Raw genomic sequence first — 23506 nt, 5'->3', positions numbered from 1 at the left:
GTCAGCACCACCGCGGCGTCGCGCCGATGGTGTTGATGTACCGGGCCGAACCCCAGGCCCAGGTGCCGTCCGTGAGGAAGTACCAGGTGCGGTTTCCCTGGACGCTCTGGCCCGTGGTCCTGCAGAAGATCGTGACGTAGTCACCCCGCTGGACGGCCCGGATCACCTGGCTGCCGCGGGTCGGCGCACTGCGCAGGAGCAGTCGGTTCGCCGTGACGATGCCCTTGTACAGGCGCGGGGCGCGGGTGTCGGAGCCCTGGGCGGTGCTGTCGTCGCTCGCGGCGGCGGGCGTGACGGCGGCGGCGGTGGCGAGGGCGGTGGCTATGAGCAGGCGGGTGGCACGCGAGCGCACGGACAGGGGGCGCACGGACATGGGGGTACCTCCCTGAAGGGGGCAATGCTGATCAATCGCCACATTAGGTGCGGCGTTCGGGGGGTGCCCGTCACGCTGCGCCATCGGGGGCGCCCGGCCCCCGCCGAGGCAGCGTCAGGGTCGCCACCGCTCCGCCGTCCGGCGCGTTGGCGAAGTCCAGCCGCGCGCCGAGCACCTCCGCCTGCCCCAGGGCGATCGTCAGCCCCAGCCCGTGCCCCTTCGCCCCGCCCTCGGTGCGGAACCGCTGCGGCCCGTGCACCACGAGGTAGTCCGGATAGCCGTCCCCGTGGTCCCGCACGGTCACCACGGGCCCGTCGACCGTCACCATCACCGCCGGGCGCCCGTGCGCGTGCGCGTTCGCGATCAGGTTGCCGAGCACCCGCTCCAGCCGCCGCCGGTCGGTCTCCACGCGCGCGTCCCGCACGACACGGACCTCCGTGTCGGTTCCGGAGGCCCGCACGACCCGCTCGGCCAGCGCCCCGAGCTCCTCGGTGTCGACCTCCAGCCGCTCCCGCCCGGTGTCGAGGCGGGAGATCTCGAGCAGGTCCTCGGTGAGGGTGCGCAGCGCGGCGACCCGGTCGCGCACCAGCTCCGTCGGCCGGCCCGCGGGCAGCAGCTCCGCCGCCGCGTGCAGACCGGTCAAAGGAGTGCGCAGCTCGTGCGCCACGTCGGCGGTGAACCGCTGCTCGCTCAGCAGCTTGCCCTGCAGTGAGGACGCCATGGAGTCCAGCGCGGTGGCGACCGCGGCCACCTCGTCCTGCGGGCTGGTGGTCTCCTTCGTGCGCGGGTCGTTCACGCGCGCGTCCAGATCGCCGGCGCTGATCCGCCGGGCCACCCGCGCGGTCTGGTGCAGTCGTCCGGTCACCCGGGTCACCGCGAACGCGCCCACCATCAGCGTCGCCCCGATCGCCAGCGCCGACGACCACAGGATGGCCGAGTCCAGCCCCTGGATCGTACGGGCCTGCTGGCCGTAGTCGACCGCGACGGCCAGTGCCCGTCCGCCGTCGGCGGGGCCCGCCGCCCACATCGTGGGCCGCCCGCGGTGCTCGGCGACCATCGTGCCGCGCTCCCCGGCCGCCGCCAGCTCCCGCAGCGGCTCCGGCAGCCCCTCGGGGTCGACGCCGGCACCCGGCCGCAGCGAGTCCCCGGCCTCGAACGCCGCCGTCGCGTCCGTCAGCCGGGACAGCGCGAGGTCACGGGCCTGGCCGACGGTCTGGTTCGTCACCTGCACATGCACGAGCACGCCGAGCAGGGCGGCCAGCGCGCAGCACATCACGGTGATGAAGACCGCGGCCTTCACGGCGAGCGTGGCGGTCCACTGGGGGAGCGCGAGTCTCATCAGAGGGCCGCCGCGGAGGAGACGGCGGGGGAGGTGGCGGTCGCGTCGATGGTGGCCGGGGAGGCGGCGGTCGCGGAGAAGCCGACCGTGGAGGAGTCGATCGGAGGGGAGCCGGTCGCGGAGAAGCCGGCCGTGGAGAAGCCGGCCGTGGAGGAGTCGATGGGAGGGGAGCCGGTCGCGGAGGAGTCGGTCTCGGAGGGCTCCTCGGTCGAGGCGGGGGACCGGGACGGCTGGGGGGAGCGCGAGGAGCGGGGTGCGTGCGGAGGGTGTCTCCTGCCGTCGCTGCGCAGCATCTCGTCGTGGGTGAGCAGCATCGACTTCTGCTCCTCGTCCCAGGTCCACTGCAGGCGGTACTCGTATCCCGCGATGTCCGACGGCGAGCGGACGATCACGGACCGCCCGGCCAGCTCGACCGCGCTCACGGCGTCCTCGTAGTGCATGACCCGCACCAGCCGGTGCTTGTCCACGGTGTAGACGCGGACGGCCGTCAGTGTGCCGGGCAGCAGCCGGAAGCCGAGCGTCAGGTCGTCGCGTCCGTCGCCGGTCAGGTCCCGGTAGTACGGCTTGAGCACGGGGCACCGGGCGCGGTCCCCGCCCGTACCGCAGTCCGCCATCCGCGCCGCCGTCTCGCGGTACGGCGCCTTGTCGCCGTCGTAGTCGCCCGGGTTCCCGGCTATCTCCTCGCGCACGATCGCGGCCGGGTCCACCCTGCGGAGATCGTCGTCCGGGACGGCGACCCCCTTCACCACCTCGGTCTCCGCCTCGTCGAAGTCGAAGGCGGGGGAGGACGCCGGCGGGAGGTCCGGCCAGAGCCGGGCCGGGCTGATCGCGGTCGGGGTCGCCCCGGCGCCCCGCAGCCCACCGGCGTCACCACAGGCCGCCGTGGCGGCTGCGAGAAGGGTGACGGCACCGAGGGCGAGAACTGCGCGGAAGGGACGTCTGGGAGGCACGGGGCTCCTGTGGTCGGGGAGGGCATCGGCCCCGTACACCTTATTCGTAGGGAAGTCCTATTTGCGTTCGCATGGTCTCGGCGCCCGCGCCGCCCCGGGCTACTCGGCGAGCTCCTCCAGCAGCCGGGCCGTCGAGAGCCCGGCCCGCAGGTACTCGACGAACAGCTCGTTGTGCAACGCCCACGGAGAGCGGCGGGAGCGTATCAGCCGGATCGCCTCCTCGGCGGAGTGGCCCCGGCGGGCCAGGGCGTGGGCGACGACCAGGCCCGAGCGGTTGTACCCGTGGTAACAGCGAACGAGGACCGTGCGCCCCGCGTCCAGCGCGTCGCTCGCGGCCTGCGCGAGCCGCATCACGCCCGCGAGCTGCGTCCCGTCGAGCGGGCCGTCGGGGATGGGCCACACCTGGTGCTCCACGCCTGGTTTCGGCCCGTGCCCCGGCAGCCGCAGCAGCGTCTGGACGAGGTCGAACTCCTCCCGCACGACGGCGAACTCCAGCTGCCCGGCGTGGCTGAGGAACTCGTGCCCACCCATCCACAGACCGGGCACGATCTCGCTCCACGCGTGGTCCGGAGCCGGTACGTCGGGCTGCTTCCCGCGAGTACGCAAGCGCGCCTCCCCAAGTCCCGCTCCCAACTCCTCTCAAAGGTAGCCGGGTTCTTGCCCCTGGAGCACCCCGCCTGTTCCCATGGTGGGGGGTGATGCTCATGAGTGGACTGCGCGTCATACCGACCTGGCGCCACGGCCAGGAACGGCTGTACGTCTGTCTCCCGGACGGCAGGAACGTCGCCTGGTACGACCGTGAGGCGGCCCGGGTCAACCTGCTGAGCGAGGACCGCGCGGAGGATGTCCTCGAAGCCCTCCGCCCCTTCCTGACCGGCCAGGTCACGGTGGGCCCGCCGCCCGTCCCGACCCCCGCCGAGCTGGCCCGGCTCTCCCTCCACCCCGACGACGACCTCGCCCCCAACCGCCCCGGCGAGGCCCTGCTCGTCGCCCTCGACCGCGACCCCGGCCCGCCCCGCCGCCTCCGGCCCGACCCCCGGCGCCGGGAGCTCGCGGCACAGCAGGCGGTCGGCGACGCCCTGGACCGGCTGGACGGCGCGGGCTGGCACACCCTGCACTCCGTCCCGCTGCCCGGCGGCGACCTCGTCCACCACCTGGCCATCGGCCCGGGCGGCCTCTTCGCCGTCCACGCCCTGTACGCCCACAAGCACCGGGTCCTGATCACCGACCCCATGGTCTCCCTGGGCCGCCGGGACCCCCACCCCCTCCTCCGCCACCTCCGCTCCACCGCCCACCGCGCCTCCTACGCCCTCACCGCCGAGGTTCACCCCGTCCTCGCCCTGACAGACCCGACCGAGATCACGGTCACCGGCCCGCTGCGCGAGGTCCGCGCCCTCAAGGACACAGAAATCGGCGCCCTGGGCCGCCTCGGCGGCGTACTCAAGCCGGCAGACGTGGAGGCCCTGCACGCGGCGGCGAGGGACAGGAGGACATGGGCGCGGGTGTGATGCGACCCAGGCGAGTGGATGTGCTCCTGGGGGCGCGGGGCTGATTCGAGGTGCGGCCCCGCCACGTGGGCGCGACCAGCCCCAACGAACCCGCATCCGCCATACGACGGATCAGGGCAGCACCCCGGCGGCCTCCGCATCGAGAAGCGGTGCCAGCAAATCTCCGTGATCCCGCACACGCGACGCGACGTCCGACGCCAGAAACGCCAACCCCGCCGCCTCCCCACACCCCTCCACCTCGTCCCAAGTCACCGGCGCCGACACCAGGGGCTCCGCCCGAGCCCGCAACGTGTACGGCGTGGCCGTCGTCTTCCGCGCGGCGTTCTGGCTCCAGTCGACGAACACCTTCCCCGGCCGCAAGCTCCGCGTCATCCGGTGCACGACCAACCGCGGCATCACCTTCTCCGCCTCCACGGCCAGCGCCTTGGCGTACTCCGTGGCCCGCTCCGAGGACACCGGCCGCAGCGCCGCCAGCAGATGCAGCCCCTTCGAGCCCGACGTCTTCGCGTACGCCTCGATCCCGTCCGCCGCCAGCCGCTCCCGCAGCCAGAGCGCGACCTCACAGCACTCGACGACGGTCGCGGGCGCCCCCGGGTCGAGGTCGAACACCAGCCGGTCGGCGCGAGCCGGTGCCTGAATCAGCCACTGGGGCGTGTGGAACTCGGTGACCAGGTTCGCCGCCCACATCAACGAGGCCAGGTCCTGCACCAGCACCATCCGCGCGGGCCCCTCCGACCGCGGCACCTCGGCGGTCGTGACCCACTCGGGCGTACCCGGCGGCACGTTCTTGGCGAAGAACACCTGCCCGTCCGGCCCGTCCGGGTAGCGCAGGAAGGACAGCGGCCGATCGCGCAGATGGGGCAGGAGGGCGTCGGCGGTCGTGGCGTAGTAGTGCAGCACCTCGCCCTTGGTGAAGCCGGTCGCCGGATACAGCACCTTCTCCAGATTGCTGAGCGCGAGCCGCCGCCCCTCCACCTCTGTGATCGGCGTCATACGATGAGAATCCCAGACATGACGGCGGAAAGTCATACGAACAATCCCGAACCGATCGAAAGGGTGCCGCACGTGAGATCCATCTGGAACGGCGCGATCTCGTTCGGGCTGGTCAGCATCCCGATCAAGCTGGTGAACGCCACGGAGAGCCACTCGATCTCCTTCCGTCAGATCCACATGGAGGACGGCGGCCGCATCCGGTACCGCAAGATCTGCGAACTGGAGGACCGCGAGGTCAGCGGGACGGAGATCGGCAAGGGGTACGAGGACGCGGATGGCACCATCATCCCGATCACCGACGATGACCTGGCGCACCTGCCGATCCCGACGGCCCGGACGATCGAGATCGTCGCCTTCGTGCCGGGTGACCGGATCGACCCGCTCCAGATGGACGCGGCGTACTACCTCCAGGCCGGTGGCGCCCCGGCCGCCAAGCCGTACACGCTGCTGCGCGAGGCCCTCAAACGCAGCCAGAAGGTCGCCATCGCGAAGTACGCGCTTCGCGGCCGCGAACGCCTGGGCATGCTACGGGTGGTCGGCGACGCCATCGCCATGCACGGGCTGCTGTGGCCGGACGAGGTCCGTGACCCCCAGGGCGTCGCCCCCGACACGAACGTCACCGTCCGCGACCAGGAGCTCGATCTCGCGGACGCCCTGATGGACACGCTGGGCGAGGTCGACCTGGAGGACCTGCACGACGAGTACCGCGAGGCCGTGGAGGAGGTCATCGCGGCGAAGGCGGCCGGCGAGACCCCGCCCGAGGCCCCGGAGCCCGCGGCGAGCGGCAAGGTGCTGGACCTGATGGCGGCCCTGGAGAAGAGCGTGCGGGCGGCGAAGGAGTCGCGGGGCGAGGAGGCGGAGGTCGCCCAGCTGTCCTCCCGCGCCACCCCGAAGCAGACCGGCGGCAAGAAGTCGACGTCCACGGCGAAGAAGACGGCCGCGAAGAAGACCGCAGCGTCCGGCGCCGCGAAGAAGTCCACGGCGAAGACGGCGAAGTCGGCGCAGGGCGCCAAGAAGACGGCGGCCAAGAGCACGGCGAAGAAGGCGACGTCCACGGCGAAGAAGACCACGGCGAAGAAGACGGCGTCCCGCAAGCGCACCGCCTGAGCGCAGACCCGCGGCCGGGACGACGACCCCCGCCCACCCTCGTGGTGGAAGCGGGGGTCGCACCTCACGGGCGTACGCCTGTCACGATCCCTCGGTCCGGGTGAGGGCCGGGAAGGCGAGCCGGGCCAGCCGGCTGTCGGAATGGCCGGCTCTGCTCGCCTCGCGCACGCTCAGCCGCAGCTGTTCGACGCTGTGTTCCAGGGCCCGCCGGGCGCGGAGCACCTCCTCCCGGTGGGCCTCGACGGCGGCGATCTCCGCGGGGACGGGATCCGGATCGTCGATCAGCGCCACGACGTGCGAGGGTTCGGGCACCTCGGAGCCGACGCCCTCCCGCGCCCCCCGCTGTGCCTTTGGTTCCGGTGCCGCCCACACCTGGACCCGGGCGCTGCCCAGGCGGTCCGGAGCCTCGCTCAGGTAGGCGGCGAGCAGCCTGCGGCCGAGGTCGCTGGCCGTTCCCGTCAGTGCCTCCACGTGCTCGGTGCGGACCGGCCGCCAGGTGCGTGTCACCGGGTCGAGTATCTCGATGCGGGCCTGGTACGACGTCATGGTCACCCTCCGATCGGCGCGCTGTCGTGGGCGTCCGCCAGGGCGCGCGCCCGCGCCGCACGGAACGCCGGGTCGGTCTCGTCCGTCTTGGAGCGGATCGACGCCCGGAACCGGACGCCGGCGTCCACGCGACGCAGCGCGTCGGCGACCGCCTTCTCCTGACGGGGGGAGAACCCCCGGGGGACGGTCTCCAGATCCGTCACGAGCCGGTCCAGGGCGTCGGCGTCGAGGACGTCGGCGTACCGGTGGACCAGGTACTGCTTGCAGCGGCGGAACGACTTGGGCCGCTGGGTGAGCGCGGCCGCCACGAGGTCGGCGTTGCCGGGCCGGACCACCGCGGCGGGCGCGTGCCGGTGCAGCAGTCCGGGCAAGCCGGTGAGCGAGGCGGCCTCCTTGTCGTCGTACTCCGAGGCGAGCGAGTCCCGTACGTCCTGGCGTCGCAGCAAGCTCGTCGCCAGGGTGTCCGCCCACGGCCGGTCGCCCGCCCGCAGTACCCCGGCCGACTCCTCGGGCCACAGGGCGGCGGCGGCCAGGGTCAACTGCTGGAGCCGTACGAAAAGGGTGTTCCAGTCCTCCGGCGAGCCCTCCCGGCCGAACTCGTCCCACAGGACGTCGAGCCGGTCGAACGTGGCGGCGGCACCCTCGCGCACGCAGCGCGCCACATCCTCCCGCGTCACCTGGTCCAGGCAGAGCGCGGCCATCGTGGTGGCCGACGGGAGCGTCTCCACGGTCTCGTACTGGGCGGAGTCGTCCAGCTGCCGGCGATAGGCGACGAGCGCGCCGAAGTACTCCTTCCACACGTCGTCGGCGAACGCCTCGTCGAGACCCTCGACCTCCTCGTTCTCGATGTAGGAGAAGTCGTACGACGCGTCGAGCATGGTGCGCAGCAGCTCCAGGGCCAGCCGCATCCGCGGGAAGGTGAAGCGGTCGGCGCCGCTCGGGCGCACCTCGATGCGCAGCGTCCAGGTGCCGGCCATCAGCAGTTTCTCGGCGCGGAACGCCACATCGGGGAACCAGTCGCCGAAGCGGCGCAGCAGGACCGTGAACGCCAGGAGACGCCCGGTCTCGCCCTCCTCCACGCCGGGCTGCTCGCTCCACTCGACCTCGATCCGGTCCGGCCGGAACAGCAGGCTGGCCTTGTGGATCGACAGGGGGATCTCCAGCTCGAACGAGTCGCGGGTGAACCGCAGCAGCTTGTTGCCGCCCCGGCAGAAGCGGTCGGAGAAGCGGTGCAGTTCGGCGAGGCGTGCGGGGGCCTGCTCGACCGGGAAGCGCTCGACGCGGGACAGCAGCCACTGGTGGAGGAGGTTGTGGAGCTGGTGCGGATTGTCCGGCGCGACCGTGTCGCCCTCACCGGCGGCCGCCAGGTCCACGACCAGAGCGGGCTGGGTGAAGTGCTCGATCGTGTAGTCGGCCAGGGGCTCCGCGTCCCGCCACTCGCCGATCCACTCGCGGAAGACGGCGACGGCACGCCGCTCGTTCTCGGTGAACCCGGCGATCTCGGCGGCGTCCAGCCAGGCCGCCATCACGTCCAGGTACAGCCGGTACAGGAACGGCTCCGGCCCGTCCACCAGCTGCAAGAGGATCTTCTTCAGCGCCGCGTCGTACACCTCGACGAGGTCGCAGTGGACCAGGTCGAGCAGCGGCTGGGCCTGCGGTGTCCACCAGGCGCCGACCGTGAACTCCCGGTACGCGCCGTTGAGTTCGCGGGCCCGCTCGGGGGCCTCGCCGAGGCAGGCAGCGGCCGTGAAGGCGCTCTCGAGTTCCTTCAGCCGCAGCTGGCCCGCTGCGAAGCCGTCGTCGGAGGCGGCCAGGGCGAGCAGGCGCGGGGCCTCGCCCGGCGGCATCGACGAGGACAGCAGCAGGGCGCACAACCGCTCGGCGCGCCCGGGGTCGGCCGACGGGAGCAGGGCGAGCGTGCGCAGCAGCGCCTCGTCCCGCTCGTCGTCGGTGTAGACGCACAGCGCGTCCATGTCCCGCGTCATCCGCTGCACGACCCGCAGCAGTCCGAAGGCGGCGCGGGCCGCTCCGGCCGCGACGAGGGCGGCGGCGGCGCGCACGGTCTCGACACGCACCGGGGCGCTCACGCGGCCGTCGTCGTCGAGTTCGGCGAGGGCCACGGCGGGGCGCAGGTCGACGGCCGTGACGACGCGGGTCAGCTCGTCCGTGCCGTCGGCCGGTGTCAGGGCTTCGGCGGTGGCCGGGAACGCCTCCGTGAGGGAGAGGGTGCCGTGGGCGGCGAGCGCGGCGCGAAGGGAGGGGCGTGCGGTGTCGGGGGACGCTGCGAGCAGCGTGCGGGCGGGGGTCTCCTCGTCGGCCAGGCAGGCGGCGAGCTGCGCCAGGAAGGCGGGCGACTCGACGCGGTCGCCGTGGCGGCGGAAGGAGGACGACGACGGCAGCAGGCTCTGCTCCAGCACCCGGTCGCGGACGACCGGGGGCAGGCCGGACAGGGCCCGTACGGCGGCGGCGCCCGGCATGAGCTCCACGGCCGGCGGCCGCCCCTCGTCGCGTACGGCGGCGGCCGCGTCGGCACACGCGTCGGGCGTGAACAGCAGCCGGGCACCCGCGGGCACGTCCGCGACCCGGCGCGGCCGGGTGCGGATCCTCGGGGGTTCACCGTCGCCGAAGAAGCAGGTGCGCGTCCACGGGTCGGCCAGGGTGTAGGAGGCCCAGCCGGGCAGCTCGTCGAGACGTCCGCGCAGCACCGCGACGCCGGTCTGGCGGAACATCACCGCCGCGTGCTCGGCGGGGCTTCCGCGCTCCACGAAGACATGGCCGACCCGTGCGCGTTGCGGACCGTCGAGGCCCAGATAACGGGTCCAGGCCTCGTCCAGCGTGGTGGCGGCGAGGAACGCCGTGGCGGCGATACGGCGGGGCGGCACCAGGAACTCGGCGGACAGCGCGGTACAGGCGTCCCGCCAGAGCTGGTGGCAGTCGTCGGTGAGTACGTCGACGGTCGGCTCCGGGTCGAACGCCGTGGCCGGCCGCACCTGCACCAGGCGCAGCGCCCTCGTGCGCACCAGCCGCAGCGTCTCGCCCTGCCAGAGGACGGTGCCGGCCGCGTCCCCGGCCAGCCACGCGACACTGTTCCCGTGCGCGTCGACGCGCTGGGCGGCGGCGAAGCCGAACCCCAGGGCGAGCTGCCCGGTGACCCCTGCCACCGGCCCCGGATCAACGACCTCCTCGTCCTGGCCGTCCCTCGCCTCGCTCAGGCTGGTCACCGACACCGGCCCGGCGTCGGTCTCCACCACCCACTCGCAGTCCAGCCGCGCCTCTGCGAACGTCCGGTGCAGACGGCGCAGCCAGCGGGCGATGCCGGTGACGGTGGCCTCGTCGAGCAGGGGCAGCTCGTCCGGGCCGGGCCGCACCCCCTCGGCGACGGACGGACCGGCCAGTGGCTGGACGAACACCGGAATGGGGCCCGGGCGGTGCTCCGGGTCGGCGAGCCGCTGCTGGGCCACGGCCCGCTCGGTGCAGCCGCTCCACACCACCGCGGCGACCGTGTCGTACAGCTCCGCCTCGGTGGGGCACTTGACGCTGTCGTAGCCGCCCGCGTTGACGTTCACCGCCGAGTCCTCGGCGCCGGAGCTGCGCACGATCCACGGCGCGGGCCCGCACACGGCACGTACCTCGGCACCCAGGCCGGGGCGGTGCTCCCGCAGGAACGCGGCGTAGGAGCGGACCAGGGCGGTGTGGTCCGGCTCGCCGTCGGCCGCGGGCCGGGCCGTGGCCTCGAAGGCGCGGGCGTCGGACTCGTCCAACGGGAAAACGGGGAGGGCGACCGGCTGATAAACCGGATCGGCGGCCAGCAGGAGCAGACGGGCGCTTTTCGTGCCGTAGCGCCCCTCCAGGGCACGGCGTTCTTCGGAATCCATTTCCATGCTCTCGGAATAATCCTCACGTCGGTGCACGCAATGTATCGCTGCGGGTGGATCTCGTCGTACGAGAAAAGCCCGTCAGTCGTCGGCAAGCATGAGATCCAGCCAGTTTCGGGTCTGCTCGGGAGTTCTCGGCGCCTCACGCAGACCGTCCATGACCCGCCAGCCCGCCTCGTAGTGGGCCAACTCCCCGATCTCCACGCCCCGCCAGTGCCCGGCGAGGGAATCGCACACGCGTGAGAAACGCTCCGAGGCGTCCTTGACGACCTCCTCGTCGAAGGCGGCGGACACCCCCTGGTTGTCGCCCTTGTAGAACAGCAGGTGTTCCCGCGCGGTCGCCGAGTGGAATTCCCTGCCCACCTCGCGGGAGGCCGGGACGAACTGGAAGAAGGTGCCGTCGCCGACGACACCGACGGGAATGCCGGCCGCGTCGAGCGCCTGACGGGCGTGGGCGAGGAAGCGGTCGCCGTTCTCCCGCGCCACCCGCTGCGGGACACCCGTCGCGACCTGTTCCAGCGTGGCCTCGGCGGCGGCCAGGATGGTCGGCTCGAAGAAGGAGGTGAAGGAGATCTCGTCGAACGGCGCGAGCAGGTCCCGCGAACCGCCCACCGCCGCCACCGCGCAGCCGTTCGCCACGGCCTTCGCGACCACCCACACGTCCGGGGCCAGAGACTGCGCGGTGGACAGCCCCGGCCCGTACCGCAGACCCACCTTCACCTCGTCCGCGACGAGCGCCACACCCGCCTCCCGCACCAGGTCACGCAGCCGCGCGTACCAGCCCGGGCTCAAATGCATGTGGTCCGGCGAGACCACGACCGCGGCCGTGCGCTCCGGTCGCCGCAGCAGGCCGGCGAGGAGGTCGAGGTCGAAGAAGAAGTCGACGACACCGTCCGCGTTCGGCTCCAGCGGGGTGCCGCTCGGCGCCCACATCGGGTCGTATCCGTGGTACCCGGCGCTCAGCACGAGCGGCCGCCCGGTGGCTTCCCTGACAGCGAGTACGGCGGCGCGCAGCGCGGAGGTGCCGGTGCGGAACAGTGCCACGCGCTCGCCGCCGCACAGGGCGTGCAACCGGTCGAGGACCGCGTCCAGGGCGGGGCTCCAGCCGGTGGCGGTGCCCCTGCGGCCGAGCGCCGCCTCGGACACGGCGTGCGCCACCGCGGCGTCGCCGTGGCCGAGCAGAACGGATCCGCGCGCGTTGTCGAAATCGATCCATCTGTTCCCCGCGTCGTCCGTCACATAGGCGCCGCTCGCCTCGCGCAGAACGCGGGGCGTCTTGTCGTCGCCCTTCGGGCAGGTGGGGTCCTGAGCGAGAAGGCTTTTCCGCATCACGTCACCATCTTTTTCCGCAGTTTTCTGTTCTCGGGTTCGGTTCGCTTAATTCGGATAATGCGCTGTTGACTTTTCCGGCCCCCTTCCGGAATCCTCACCGAAAGGGGAATCACTTGTCCATGGAAAGGGATTCGGATGATTGCGCGCATTTCCGCGCCACCTGTTCTCGGCGATTCGCTTCCGGGTGTGTACCGAGCGGCCGGGGACGTCCTTCGGGCGCGCCCGTCGGCCTGGGACGTGTTCGCCTGGGCCTGCTGCGCCGAGCAGATCCTGTCCGACACCCTGGCCTGCCCGGGCGCCGACGCGGCGCTGCGGGAGACCGTGCGGCGGCTGCGGGGGCTGGCGGTCGACCTCGCCCAGAGCGTGGCGGACGGCGCGGATCCGTCCGGCGAGGGTCTGCGGAGCGGGGCCGCGGTGGTCCGGGACGCGCTGGCCGCGGCCGGCGCGCAGACGCGGCGCCTGTGGCTGCGGGGAGCGGCCCGCGCCGACCCCGCAGCCGGGGCGCTGCTGCGCCACGCCACGGACTGGAAGACGCCCGAGTGCTTCCAGTACGACCTCGCCGATCCCGAACTCTGCCGCGACCAGGCCGCCGAGTGGGCGCGCGGGCTCCCCGACGGCACACCGGTGGTGGTCGTCGGCATCCGTACCAGCGGCTCCTACCTGGCACCGTTCTGGGCGGCCGGAGCCGAGCGCGCCGGGCGCCGGCCCGTGGCCTTCGTGACGCTGCGTCCGCTGCGCCTCGCGGGCGGCATCACCCTGCCCGCGACCGAGACCGACCTGCTCCCGGAAATCCCGTCCGGCGCCGCCGTGGCCGTCGTCGACGACCAGCCCGACACCGGCCGCACGGTCATCGCCGTCCACGACGAACTGTCCCGCCGCTGGCCGCACGCCGACAACATCGCCGTCTTCTCCCCGGGCCGCCGCTTCCGCGTACGGGCGGACACGCTGCACCGGGAGGCCGAGCGCCCACCGGTACGCCTGCCCGGTCACCGCCTGTGGCAACTGCTCGCCCCGGACGACCACCCTCGGTTGCTGTCCCGCGCGGCGACCGGCGGGGTACCGCTCACGCCGGACCGCCGGTGGCGGGTCGTACCGTTCCGCGGGGCTGCCCGCACCGGCCAGGTCCGGGGGGCCGCCGTCGCGGACGGGTTCCGGGAGGGGACCGCCGACTGCGGCGGGGAGGGGCCTGGCGAGGAGACCCCCTCCACGGCCGTAGCCCCCCGCACCACCCGCCCCCAGCGCGTACGCCCCGGCGATGCCCCCTTCCTGGTCGTCCCCGAGGAAGATCCCGGCCCCGCCTACCACTTCCGCTTCATCGGCACCGGGCCCCACGGGGAGCACTGTGCGCGAGGGCTGGAGGAGCTGGCCGCGTTCCTGCCCGAGGAGCGGTACTACGTCGACGGCTACCTCGTCACCCGGTACGAAGAGGAGCTCACCGCGCTCGCCCCGGCCCTGCCCGGGCTGCCGGAAGGCACGAGGGCGGCGGTGCTGGCGGAGGTCGTGCGGTACTGGACGACGCTGGCGCGGGTGACCGACGTGGGACCGGTGGACCCCGCCGCGAAGGTGCCGCTGCGGTCCCGACTGGCCGTCGCCGCCGAGGCGTTGGGCACCAGGCTGGGCGGCGGGCCGGTGCTGGACGAGGTCTGGCTGCACCGGCACGCGCCGGCCGTCTGCTCTCTGGGCGGGTCCGCCGCGCGGCTGTTCAGGACCCCGCTCCCCTACGCCCACCAGTACTGGCACTGGCAGCTCGGCCACGCCGAAACCGCCCTCCCGGTCGTCCGCCGGTTCGGCCCCGACTGGATACGGGGCGGCACCGGCTGTCTGGAGTCCGAGGTGGCGTCCTTCGTGGTGGAGCACCGGCTCGACGCGGCCGCCCTCGGTCAGCTGCGGCACGCCCTCGGGGACGACGAGGTGTTCCACGGGGCGCTGGAGCGCGGGGCCGAGGCCGTCCTGTGGAGCCTCAAGACCTGGAAGCGGCGCCTCGGCAGTCGCCCGGACCCGGCGACGGCGGACCGCGTCCGTCAGGAACTGCGCGGTATGACGCGCTACGTCGAGGAGCTGACAGCCGGCGCCTGAGCGGGCGCGTAACGGGCCGCGGCGGTGCGGCGGGCGGGTGGTCATCCCCGCGCCGCCGTGCCGGACGCGGTCGGCAGGAACCACAGACGCTCGGCGTACCCGTCGCCGGGCTCGGCCGTCCGGCGGGCGTGCAGCTTCATCTCCCCGACGCACTCCTCGTCGGTCTGACTGGCGTACAGCCACATGTCGCGGACCTTGGTCTCGACCGCCGCCGTGAAGTCGTGGCGTGCCAGCGGGGCCAGGCCGCGATCGGCGGCGAGCACCTTGGAGACCATGGCCGACGGCAGCTGGGCCGCGTAGGGGAGGTCCTCGTAGAACAGCTTGTGCGGGCCGCCGTCCGGCAGCAGCCGTACGGCACGGTGCACGAGGAGGTGGTCGATGTGGTCGCCGACGGCGGCCGGGGCGAGCACCGCGTCCGCCCCGCTGCGGCGCACCACGTCCGCGATCGCCGCGGCGACCTTGTCGGCGAGTGGATCCGCGTCGACGGACGAGGTCAGCTCGGTGTCGTCGTCGTAGCCCCGCAGGCTCGCGTCGGCGAAGTCGAGCGCCTCGTAGGCCATGCCGTGGGCGGCGCAGTAACTCAGGTCCTCCTGTCGGCGTACGGCGCTGATCTCGTCGACACCGGCGGCGCGCAGCTTCTTCGGCAGGGCCCAGGCGGAGCGCGAGAAGACGGTCACCAGGGTGAAGCGGCCCGGCGAGACGTGCGCGCCGACCGTGCCCGAGCAGGAGTAGGCGACGTCGTCGGGGTGCGGGGACAACAGCAGGACCCGGCCGGAGAGCAGACCGGCCGGCGAGAACACGTCCCTGTTCACTTCCTGGTTCGCTGCCTGATTCACTTCCTGGTCACCTTCCTCGTCAGGGACGGGCCGCTATGAGGGCCGCGTAGCGCTGGGCGACGTCACGCCACCCCGGACCGGTCCTGGCCGGGGCCGGGAGGGCGCCGGGGCCGCCCGTGGCCACCAGCGCGTCCACCAGTTCGTCGACGGTGCCCGCGGTGAGCGAAGCGAAGTGGGACAGGGCCCCGGAGGAGCCGAGCACCGCCACGGGAATGCCGACCTGCACCGCCTCGGCCGCCGCGAAGTTGAACGTCTCGTGGAAGCGGGAGGGCAGCATCAGCAGGGAGGCGCCGCCGTACACGGTCTTCCAGTCGGTGCGGACGTCGTAGGAGCCGATCACGTCCACGGCGGCGCTGCCGGTGCCGCCCTCCAGCAGGGCTCTGGTCTCGCGTCCGATCCGGGACCAGTTGGCGAAGATCACCCGCAGCGCGAAGCCGGCGGCGGTGAGCCGCGCGAGACAGTGCTCCGCCAGGGCCGGGTTGATCTTGCCCAGGTGGAGGACGACCGGACCGGTCGGATCGCGCAGGTCCTCGGCGGGCACATGGTCGGCGGCCCACGGGATGTAGTGGCGGTCGGGGAAGCAGCGGGTCCACGGCATGTCCCGCAGGAACACCTCCCGCATCGGCCCGTCCGGATGGACCCGGGCGGCGACGCACTGCGCACCCGGGCCGCCCGGGGCCCCGGCGGGCCCCGGAGCGTGCACCGGGCAGACGGGCGGGGAGTCCATGGCCGTCGACAGGCGGCTGACGTCGTGCCAGATGCGCACCACGCGCGCGTGGAGCCCGGGACGGAGCCGCCAGTCGTCCGACTGGAACAGGTCGCTCTCCACCAGCGGGAACACCGCGTTCACCCGCTCCTCGACGACCCGGCGCTCCAACGCGGCCGGGCCGGCCTCGGCGGCGGTGTAGAAACCGACCTCCGCACCGAGGTCCTCCAAGGCGCGGGTGAGGTTCCACAGCGCCGTCTCCACCCCGCCCCAAGCGGAGGGGGCGAACCCCTCGTCGTAGATCTCGAACAGGGCGCGTAGCCGCTCAGCCACGGCCGGCCGTCCGCGACTCCTCGGGGATGCTCGCGAGGACGTCCTCGACCACGATGCGGCGGCTGCCCGTGCCGAGCAGGTCGAGGGTGCAGTCGAAGGAGGACTCCAGACGGTTGACGATGCCCACGTAGTCGCGGTCGTCGACCTCGATGTACCCCGCCGCCGCGATCTCCTCGGCCTCCTCGCCGGTCTCGTCGCTCAGGCACTTCAGGACCAGCATGCGTGTCATGTCACCGCCCTCAGGTGCTCCTTGGAGTTCGCGGCCACCAGAGAGATCCATTTCTCCTCCGTTCTGTCGACGATGAAGACGCCGGTTCTGCTGACCCGGAAGCGGAACGCGGTCAGGACGGTGTCGTCCAGTCCGAGCAGTTCCAGCACCAGGGCCTGCAGCGTCTCGGCGTGCGTGATGACAACGAAGACGCCTGCCTGCTCAGACGCACGTTTATCGGCCAAGAAGGCGGCCGCGCGGGCCCGTTGGGATGCCCACGGTTCGACCCCGGGCGCGACCTCCGCGTGCGGCGAGAGCAGCCGGGCCTCCAGGGTCCGGTCCCACTCCCGGGAGGTCACCGGGGACGGGAAGACCGCGGGCGCGCGCAGCTCGGCGAGCCGGTCGTCGGTGACGACGTCGACCCCGAGCCGCCGCGCCACGATCTCCGCGGTACGGGCGGCGCGCCGCAGCGGGCTGGCGAACAGGCTGCACGCCCCGCCGACGCCCTCGCGGCTGCCGTCGCCGACGACCTCGACGAGGCCGTCGGCGAGGGCGTGCGCCTGACGCTCGCCGAGTGCGGTCAGGTCCGAGTCCCGGTCGTAGCCGGTCATCAGGTCGTCGTCCCCGAGCACGTTGACCCCGGCCTCCGCGTGCCGGACGAGGACGAACCGCTGTCGAGCGGTCATACGACCGTGACGGGCAGCAGGGGCCGGTTCTGCGCCAGTTGCATGCGGTCGCGGGAGTTGTTGAACTCCTGGTTGGCGATGCAGGTGCCGCAGGGGAAGTTCTCGTATTCCCGGGGCTCGCCGAGCTCGTGGTAGAGGTGCGAGGGAACCGAGTAGCAGTCGCACTTCACCATCTGGACCTTGCCGTCGGAGATCGAGTAGTTGTAGCCGTTGGTTATCTGGTCGCAGGTGAAATCGCGCCGACCGTGCTCGAAGATGTGGTTCCACCGGCGGAAGTACTCCGGCGGCGCGAGGAAGTCGGCCGGATGCAGGTCCTCGTAGCGCAGGTTGACCGTCAACGGCCGTCCCTTGAAGGCGAGCAGCGGCATGAAGTGCAGCAGTCCCTTGTAGCCGCGCGCCTTGAGCAGGTCGATCCACTCGTTGACCTCGTCGACCGTCTGGTCGTGGTAGACGGCCTGGAGTTCGGCGTCGAGCTCCACGGCGGCGTCGATGATGCGGTCCACCTGCTCCTGCGTCAGACCGCGCTTCTCGTTCATGCGGGCCGTGTGGCCGTCCACCGAGAACACCCACATCAGGTCGGGGTGGCCCTCCAGCATGCGGGGCAGCTTGGTGCCGTTGGACAGCACCTCGATGACATGGCCCTCGGCGGCCCGCTTCTGCAGGTGGTCGAGGATCTTCCGGTAGAGGCCGATCTCGCCGTCGCACTCGACGCGCAGCAGCGCCGACCCGTGCGGGTAGCGCTCGAAGACGGTGTCGAGGGCGCGGATGGTGGCGGCCTGGTCCACCTTGGTCTTCTTGATCTCGCAGTACGTACAGCGGATGTTGCACGCGGACTCGATCACGATGTTGCGGTACTTGCGGACCTCGCGGGTGGCCGGTGGCCAGATGACGTCGGTGTCGTTCGGCACGGTCTTCTCCTTCTAGGTGGGGGTGTGCTGTGCGTCCTGCGCGGGGCGGGCCGCGAGCCGGTCGGCGATGGCGCCGGCCGTGCGCAGGGAGTGGGCCTGGAGGGTGAGGGTGGGGCTGAGGCCGCCGGGGTAGGGCATGAAGCCGCCGTCCACCACATGGACGTTGTCGGCGGAGTGCACCCGGCCCCACGGGTCGGTGACCGAGTACCGCGGGTCGTGCCCGCCCCGGCAGGTGCCGTGCAGGTGGGTGCTGCCCCGGGCGAAGCCGCTCGCCTCGTGCTTGACGTCCTCGGCCCCGGACGCGCGCAACAGGTCCGCGCACCGGTCCGCCATGTACGCCAGGCGCCGCAGGTCCCGCGGGTCGGTCGTGTAGTCCATGACGACGACGGGCACGCCGTCCTCGTCCACACGGTCGGACAGCCGCACGGCGTTGGCGACCGAGGGGTGGTCGGACAGGATCGTCTCGACCCTCAACTCCAGGGCGTCGTCCCGCAGTTCGTCCGGCTCGTCGTTCTTGGCCTCGTAGATCAGGCCGCCCACCCCGGTCGGGCAGTCGTCGTCGAGGTAGTGGTCGAGCAGGGCGACGGTCGAGAACGGGCCGGTGTGGGCCGCCCGGAGCGCTTCCGGCCCCAGGCCGTGGTCGCGCACCGTGCCGCTGACGTACTCGCTGAGCTTCATGCACAGGCCCCGGCCCAGCAGCCCGGAGTGGTTGCCGATGCCCTCGGGGGCGTAGCGGGTACGGGAGCGCAGCAGCAGGGCGGCGCTCTGCACCGCGTTGCAGGCCACGACGTAGACCCGCGCCCGCACCCGGTGGGTCTCCCGGGTGAGGCGGTCGAGGACGAGCAGGCGGTCCGCGCGACCCGGCACGTCCTGCTCCAGGGCGAGGGCGCGCATGCCGGTACGCAGCGTGAGGTTGGGGCGGTCGGCCAGCGGTGCCAGGAACACGGAGACCACGTCCGCCTTGGCCCGGGTGGGGCACTGGAAGCTGATGCACAGTGAGTCGCCGGCGCAGGCCGGGCGGTCGCCGTACGGAGCCGGGTTGATCGCCAGCGGGGTGGAGAAGGGCGAGTACCCGAGAGAGGTGCCCGTCCGCCACAGCACGTCCGCGGCCGGCGTACGCGGGTGCGCGGGGCGGCGCGCCAGGGAGCCGTCGGACGGGCCGCCGCTGACGCCGAGCCGGTGCTCCAACTCCTCGTAGTAGGGCGCGAGGTCGTCGAGGGTGTACGGCCAGCGGATCTCCAGGCCGTCGGCGTCGATCCGGGACGTGGCGTCGAAGTCGAAGGGCTGGTAGCGGAAGGACGCGGCGCCGTAGAAGACCGTGCCGCCGCCGAGGTTGGAGGTCGTCCACGGCCAGCCGCGGTCGGCCCACTCGCCCGCCTCGTCGCGGACGAGGGAACGCCGGCACAGCTTGTCGAGCTGCCCGTTGGTCACCCCGGGGGCGAGCCGGAATCCCTCCTCCAGGACCACGACGTCCAGTCCCGCGCGGACCAGGTGGTCGGCGGCCACGGCCCCGCTCGCCCCGCTGCCGATGACGCACACGTCGAAGACCCGGTCGTCCTGCGGGAGGTGCCAGCCGTCGCGGTGGGCGGGGCCGAGCGGCTCCGGATGCCAGGCGTGCGCGCTCTCCTGCGGCCGCGGCGCCCGCAGCCGCTTCACCGGGCCCTCCGACGGGCCCGCGGGGGCACCTCCCCGGGGTGCGGGGTTTCCTTGCGCATGGTGGGTCCTCCTGGTCTGTTGCCTGGTCTGTTGCCTGATCTGGGGCGGAAGCGGTGGTTGTGGTGGGCGGCCGTGGAGGGGGTGTGGTGGTCGGCGGTGGGCGGGTGGTCGTGGCGGGACTGTCGTGGTGGGCGGTCGTGGGCGGTGGTCGTGGTGGTCAGCCGGTGGCCGTCAGCCGGTGGCCGTCAGCCAGAGGCGGCGCATGGCCGCGAAGCGGCCGTCGGCGCGGGCGAGTTCGGCGGGCGGACCGTCCTCGACGACGGCGCCGGAGTCGATCACCAGGACGCGGTCGGCGATGGAGACGGTGGACAGGCGGTGGGCGATGACCAGCGCGGTACGACCGGTGAGCAGCCGGCGCAGCGCCTGGTGGACGACGCGTTCGGTCGGGATGTCGAGGCTGGAGGTCGCCTCGTCGAGGATGAGCACGGCCGGGTCGGCGAGCAGCGTGCGGGCCAGGGCGATCAACTGGCGCTGCCCGCTGGAGAGCCTGGTGCCCCGGGCGCGGACATCCGTGTCGTAGCCGTCGGGCAGCGCCTCGACGAACGCGTGGGCGCCGACGGCCCGGGCCGCCGCCCGGATGTCCTCGCGGGTCGCCGAGGGCCGGCCCAGCGCGATGTTCTCGGCGACCGTCCCCGAGAACACGAATGGTTCCTGCGGCAGCAGGCACACCGCGCGCCTGAGGTCCTGGTCGGCCAGGTCGCGCAGGTCCACGCCGTCGAGCGTGACCGTGCCGTCGGTGGGGTCGTAGAACCGGGCGAGCAGCTTGGCGAGGGTGGACTTGCCCGCCCCGGTGGGGCCGACCAGGGCGACGGTCCGGCCGGCGGTGAACTCCAGGTCCACCTTCTCCAGGACGAGGGGGCCGGTGTCGTCGTAGCGGAACGAGACGTCGTGGAAGCGCACCTGCCCGCGGGCGGTGCCGGTCGGCAGCGCGACCGGGGTGGCCGGTTCGGGGACGGTGGAGGTGGTCCCGAGCAGTTCGGCGATGCGTTCCAGCGCGGTGGAGGCGGCCGAGTAGGCGTTGGCGAAGGAGGCCAGCTCGTCGATGGGGTCGTACAGGCGCTGGACGTACAGCAGGAACGCCGTGAGGACGCCGAGACGGAGCGTGCCGTCGTCGATGCCGACGGCGCCGACCACGAGCAGCGCCACGAGGGTGACGTTGCCGATGAGCCTGACCCCGCCGGTGAAGACGCCGCTGACCCAGCCGGACGCCCCGCGCGAGGAGGCGTACTCGCGGTCCATCTCCACCAGGTCCGCCTGCGCGGCGGGCTCACGGCGGAACGCCTGGACGGCGCGCACCCCGCCCAGCGTCTCGACCAGGTGCTGGGTGATGCGCTCGGTGGCCGCCCTGGTCCGGCGGTAACTCCTGCGGGACGCCCGCCGGAACCACTGGGTGAGCAGCGCGAGCGGCAGGAACAGGGCGACGACCACACCGGCCATGCCCGGGTCCAGCCAGACCATCACGGCGACGATGCCGACCGCCGAGAACACGGCGGCGAACAGCCCGTCCAGGCCCATGTCCAGCATCTCCTCCAGCGCCTCGATGTCGCTGGACAGACGGGTGATCAGGCGCCCGGAGGTGTAGCGGTCGTGGAAGGCGACCGGCAGGGACTGGGCGTGCGCGAAGGTGCGGCGGCGCAGCGTCAGCAGCACGTCCTGGGCGATCCTCCCCGAGAAACGCAGGAAGCCATATTTCAGCCCGGCACCCGCCAGGCCCGCGACGACGTAGCCGGTCACGCACAGCACCAGCGGCGTCCAGTCACCCCCCGTGGCGGCCGGAAGGGCGTCGTCGATGGCCGCCGCGATGATCAGCGGCGTGGCGAGGCCGGCCGCGATCTCGGCCGCCGCGAGCAGCACGGCCAGCGTGAGCCGCCCGCGCAACGGCGTCAGCAACTCGACGAGCAGTCGGCGCCGGGTGGTCGGCTGCGCGGCACGCGGGGGCGCCGGCGCCTTCGGCGTGGTGATGACCTCCTGACTCACGATGTGCTGGTCTCCGATTCCGGGCGGGCGGCGGGTTGTTGACGGAGGGGATTGGGGTGGTTGGCGGAACGGGGGGCGTCCGCGGGGGCGGCCTGGGCGGTGGCTTCTTGGCGGTGGGGAGCGGGGTGGGCGGCGGTGGTCGGCGTGTCCGTGGGGGCGGCCTGTTCGGTGGTCGTCGGCGTGTCCGTGGGTGAGGCCTGTTCGGTGGTCGTCGGCGTGTCCGGAGGGGCGATCAAGTCCGCGTACGCCGGGCACCCGCGCAGCAGTTCCTCGTGGGTGCCGACGGCCGTGACGCGGCCCTCGGCGCAGTAGGCGATGCGGTCGGCCAGGCGCAAGGTGCCGGGTTTGTGGGCGACGATGACGGTGGTGACGCGGCCCAGTACCTCGCGCAGTGCCTCCTCCACCTCGTGCTCGGTGTGTACGTCCAGCGCGGACAGCGGGTCGTCGAGGACGAGCAGCGCGGGCGCGGCCAGCACACCGCGGGCCAGGGCGAGGCGCTGGCGCTGGCCGCCGGAGAGGGCCATGCCCTCCTCGCCGAGCGGGGTGTCGAGGCTCTGCGGGAGCGCCGAGACGAAGCCGTCGGCATGGGCGACGCGCAGCGCCTCCCAGACCCGCCCGTCGTCGGTGCGGACGCCGTCCGGGGCGCCCAGGGTGACGTTCTCCCGCACGGTGCCCGCGAACAGCAGCGGGTCGTCGAAGACGGGCACGATCGCGGACCGCAGCTCGGCGAGCGACAGCCTCCGCAGGTCGACGCCGTCGAGCGTGATACGGCCCGACGTGGGGTCGGCGAGGCGGGGCAGCAGGGACAGCAGGGTGCTCTTGCCGGAACCCGTGGGGCCGGTGAGGGCGAGGGTGGTGCGGGGCTCCACCGTGAGGCTCACCCGGTGCAGGGCGTCGGTCGTGGCACCGGGGTGACGGTAGGTCACGTCGTCCAGGACGAGCCTGCCGCGCGCCGGCCGGGGCAGGGGCGCGGGACGGTCCGGCTCGCGGGTCGTGACGGGGGCGTCGCGGACCTCCCAGTAGCGGTCACTCGCGGTCGCCGCGGTCCCCGCGTCGGCGAACAGCCAGCCCAACGTGTCGGCGGGCCAGCGCAGATACGTCGCGACGGTGACCGCGGCGACCAGTGTGCCCAGGCTCAGGTCGCCGTCGGCGACCCCGTGACCGCCCACGGCGAGCAGCAGGGCGACGGCGGCCTCCGGCAACGCCGTGATGGCGCACCACAGCGCGGCGGTCAGCGACAGTTTGCGCAGCTCACTGCGGCGCAGCGCCTCCGCGAGCGCCGTGAACCGCCGTACGGCCGCGGCGCCGCCGCCGAACGCCTTGACGACCCGGATGCCGAGGACGGACTCCTCGACATGACCGGTGATCTCGCCCGCCTGGTCCTGGGCGAGCCGGGACACCACCCGGAACCTGTCCTCGAACGCGGTCGTCACCAGGATCATCGGCGTGTACGTGACGAACACGATGAGCGCCAGCCACGGGTCGAGCCACGCCAGCACACCGAGCCCGACCACCAGGGTGAGCACGTTGACCACGAGGAACACCGCGGAGAAGGCCATGAACCGGCCGATCTCCGCGATGTCGGAGACCGCCCGGGACAGCAACTGCCCGGAGTGCACGCGGTGGTGGAACGACAGCGGCAGCCGCAGCACATGCCGCTGGAAGTCCTCCCGCATGTCCGTCTCCAGCCGTGTCGTCGGCCGGATCACCAGCACCCGCCGGGCGCCCAGGAGCACCGCCTCGGCGAGGCCGAGCAGGCCCAGTACGGCCACCAGGCCCGGCAGCGCGCCCGTGTCGGAGTGCGCGAGGGGGCCGTCGACGATGCGCTGGAGCACGGTCGGTATGGCCAGCCCGGCCAGCGTGGAGCCGAGGGCGGTGGCGCAGGCGCCGATCATCCACCAGCGGTGCGGGCGGACGTAGCACCAACAGCGGCGCAGCCGGGAGAGGGCCGGGCCGGGGCGCGGGCCCGGCCCCCGCGCCGGCGCGGTCGGTGCTGCTGGACTGTTCATGGTCACCCTTTTCGTCGCCTGTCGGGCC

Annotated in this window: 19 protein-coding genes; 3 read left to right on the top strand and 16 right to left on the bottom strand. The window is 73.0% G+C overall.

Translation table 11 applies throughout. The features are described 5' to 3' along the window. Window position 1 precedes the first annotated feature (1 nt). The 4 genes from AC067M_RS04180 to AC067M_RS04165 all read right to left on the bottom strand — a co-directional run bounded on the left by AC067M_RS04180 (window position 2) and on the right by AC067M_RS04165 (window position 3268). The gene (locus tag AC067M_RS04180) at window positions 2-373 is read right to left on the bottom strand and encodes an SH3 domain-containing protein (protein ID WP_478695427.1); all 372 of its coding nucleotides are present in this window, start codon (window positions 371-373) and stop codon (window positions 2-4) included. A gap of 70 nt (window positions 374-443) precedes the next feature. Continuing rightward, window positions 444-1712, bottom strand: a complete 1269-nt coding sequence (locus AC067M_RS04175) for an ATP-binding protein (protein WP_478695426.1) — start codon at window positions 1710-1712, stop codon at window positions 444-446. Further along, window positions 1712-2662, bottom strand: a complete 951-nt coding sequence (locus tag AC067M_RS04170) for a hypothetical protein (RefSeq protein WP_478695425.1) — start codon at window positions 2660-2662, stop codon at window positions 1712-1714. The genes AC067M_RS04175 and AC067M_RS04170 overlap by 1 nt, the downstream gene beginning before the upstream one ends. A gap of 99 nt (window positions 2663-2761) precedes the next feature. Beyond that, the gene (locus AC067M_RS04165; RefSeq protein WP_478695424.1) at window positions 2762-3268 is read right to left on the bottom strand and encodes a protein-tyrosine phosphatase family protein; all 507 of its coding nucleotides are present in this window, start codon (window positions 3266-3268) and stop codon (window positions 2762-2764) included. A gap of 98 nt (window positions 3269-3366) precedes the next feature. Here AC067M_RS04165 and AC067M_RS04160 point away from each other — a divergent pair, with 98 nt between their 5' ends. After that, window positions 3367-4170 carry a nuclease-related domain-containing protein gene (locus AC067M_RS04160; protein ID WP_478695423.1) on the top strand — a complete coding sequence of 268 codons (804 nt, stop codon included), beginning with the start codon at window positions 3367-3369 and terminating at the stop codon, window positions 4168-4170. Window positions 4171-4281: 111 nt separating this feature from the next. Here AC067M_RS04160 and ligD read toward each other — a convergent pair whose 3' ends face one another. After that, a complete protein-coding gene (gene ligD, locus AC067M_RS04155) occupies window positions 4282-5163 on the bottom strand; it encodes a non-homologous end-joining DNA ligase (protein WP_478695422.1) in 882 nt (293 codons plus the stop codon). 72 nt (window positions 5164-5235) lie between these two features. Here ligD and ku point away from each other — a divergent pair, with 72 nt between their 5' ends. After that, window positions 5236-6270, top strand: coding sequence for a non-homologous end joining protein Ku (ku, locus tag AC067M_RS04150; protein WP_478695421.1), 1035 nt, complete (start codon window positions 5236-5238; stop codon window positions 6268-6270). Between the two features lie 81 nt (window positions 6271-6351). On the opposite strand, the gene AC067M_RS04145 is transcribed toward ku, so the two are convergent. The 3 genes from AC067M_RS04145 to AC067M_RS04135 form a co-directional block, all read right to left on the bottom strand. Then, window positions 6352-6816 carry a hypothetical protein gene (locus AC067M_RS04145; protein WP_478695420.1) on the bottom strand — a complete coding sequence of 155 codons (465 nt, stop codon included), beginning with the start codon at window positions 6814-6816 and terminating at the stop codon, window positions 6352-6354. A gap of 2 nt (window positions 6817-6818) precedes the next feature. Beyond that, window positions 6819-10697 carry a hypothetical protein gene (locus AC067M_RS04140; RefSeq protein WP_478695419.1) on the bottom strand — a complete coding sequence of 1293 codons (3879 nt, stop codon included), beginning with the start codon at window positions 10695-10697 and terminating at the stop codon, window positions 6819-6821. 75 nt (window positions 10698-10772) lie between these two features. Next, window positions 10773-12020, bottom strand: a complete 1248-nt coding sequence (locus AC067M_RS04135; protein WP_478695418.1) for an aminotransferase class III-fold pyridoxal phosphate-dependent enzyme — start codon at window positions 12018-12020, stop codon at window positions 10773-10775. A gap of 189 nt (window positions 12021-12209) precedes the next feature. Here AC067M_RS04135 and AC067M_RS04130 point away from each other — a divergent pair, with 189 nt between their 5' ends. Continuing rightward, window positions 12210-14099, top strand: coding sequence for a type I phosphoribosyltransferase (locus tag AC067M_RS04130; RefSeq protein WP_478695417.1), 1890 nt, complete (start codon window positions 12210-12212; stop codon window positions 14097-14099). 41 nt (window positions 14100-14140) lie between these two features. Here the strand turns inward: AC067M_RS04130 and AC067M_RS04125 are convergent, their stop codons facing one another. The 8 genes from AC067M_RS04125 to AC067M_RS04090 all read right to left on the bottom strand — a co-directional run bounded on the left by AC067M_RS04125 (window position 14141) and on the right by AC067M_RS04090 (window position 23478). Beyond that, entirely contained in the window at window positions 14141-14935 is a 795-nt protein-coding gene (locus AC067M_RS04125) for a PIG-L deacetylase family protein (protein WP_478695416.1), read from the bottom strand. A 19-nt stretch (window positions 14936-14954) separates the two neighbouring features. After that, window positions 14955-15974 carry a glycosyltransferase family protein gene (locus AC067M_RS04120; RefSeq protein WP_478695415.1) on the bottom strand — a complete coding sequence of 340 codons (1020 nt, stop codon included), beginning with the start codon at window positions 15972-15974 and terminating at the stop codon, window positions 14955-14957. Beyond that, window positions 15967-16203 carry a DUF6137 domain-containing protein gene (locus AC067M_RS04115; protein WP_478695414.1) on the bottom strand — a complete coding sequence of 79 codons (237 nt, stop codon included), beginning with the start codon at window positions 16201-16203 and terminating at the stop codon, window positions 15967-15969. Before AC067M_RS04115 ends, AC067M_RS04120 begins: the two co-directional genes overlap by 8 nt. After that, the gene (locus AC067M_RS04110) at window positions 16200-16868 is read right to left on the bottom strand and encodes a histidine phosphatase family protein (protein WP_478695413.1); all 669 of its coding nucleotides are present in this window, start codon (window positions 16866-16868) and stop codon (window positions 16200-16202) included. Before AC067M_RS04110 ends, AC067M_RS04115 begins: the two co-directional genes overlap by 4 nt. Next, entirely contained in the window at window positions 16865-17776 is a 912-nt protein-coding gene (locus AC067M_RS04105) for a radical SAM family protein (protein ID WP_478695412.1), read from the bottom strand. Before AC067M_RS04105 ends, AC067M_RS04110 begins: the two co-directional genes overlap by 4 nt. A 12-nt stretch (window positions 17777-17788) precedes the next feature. Next, window positions 17789-19432 carry an FAD-dependent oxidoreductase gene (locus AC067M_RS04100; RefSeq protein WP_478695411.1) on the bottom strand — a complete coding sequence of 548 codons (1644 nt, stop codon included), beginning with the start codon at window positions 19430-19432 and terminating at the stop codon, window positions 17789-17791. 231 nt (window positions 19433-19663) lie between these two features. Further along, window positions 19664-21469, bottom strand: a complete 1806-nt coding sequence (locus AC067M_RS04095) for an ABC transporter ATP-binding protein (RefSeq protein WP_478695410.1) — start codon at window positions 21467-21469, stop codon at window positions 19664-19666. Beyond that, entirely contained in the window at window positions 21466-23478 is a 2013-nt protein-coding gene (locus AC067M_RS04090; protein WP_478695409.1) for an ABC transporter ATP-binding protein, read from the bottom strand. Before AC067M_RS04090 ends, AC067M_RS04095 begins: the two co-directional genes overlap by 4 nt. Between the last annotated feature and the right edge of the window lie 28 nt (window positions 23479-23506).

The sequence above is a fragment of the Streptomyces sp. NPDC043427 genome, from assembly GCF_056436655.1.
This window is presented reverse-complemented; position numbering and strand designations above follow the sequence as displayed.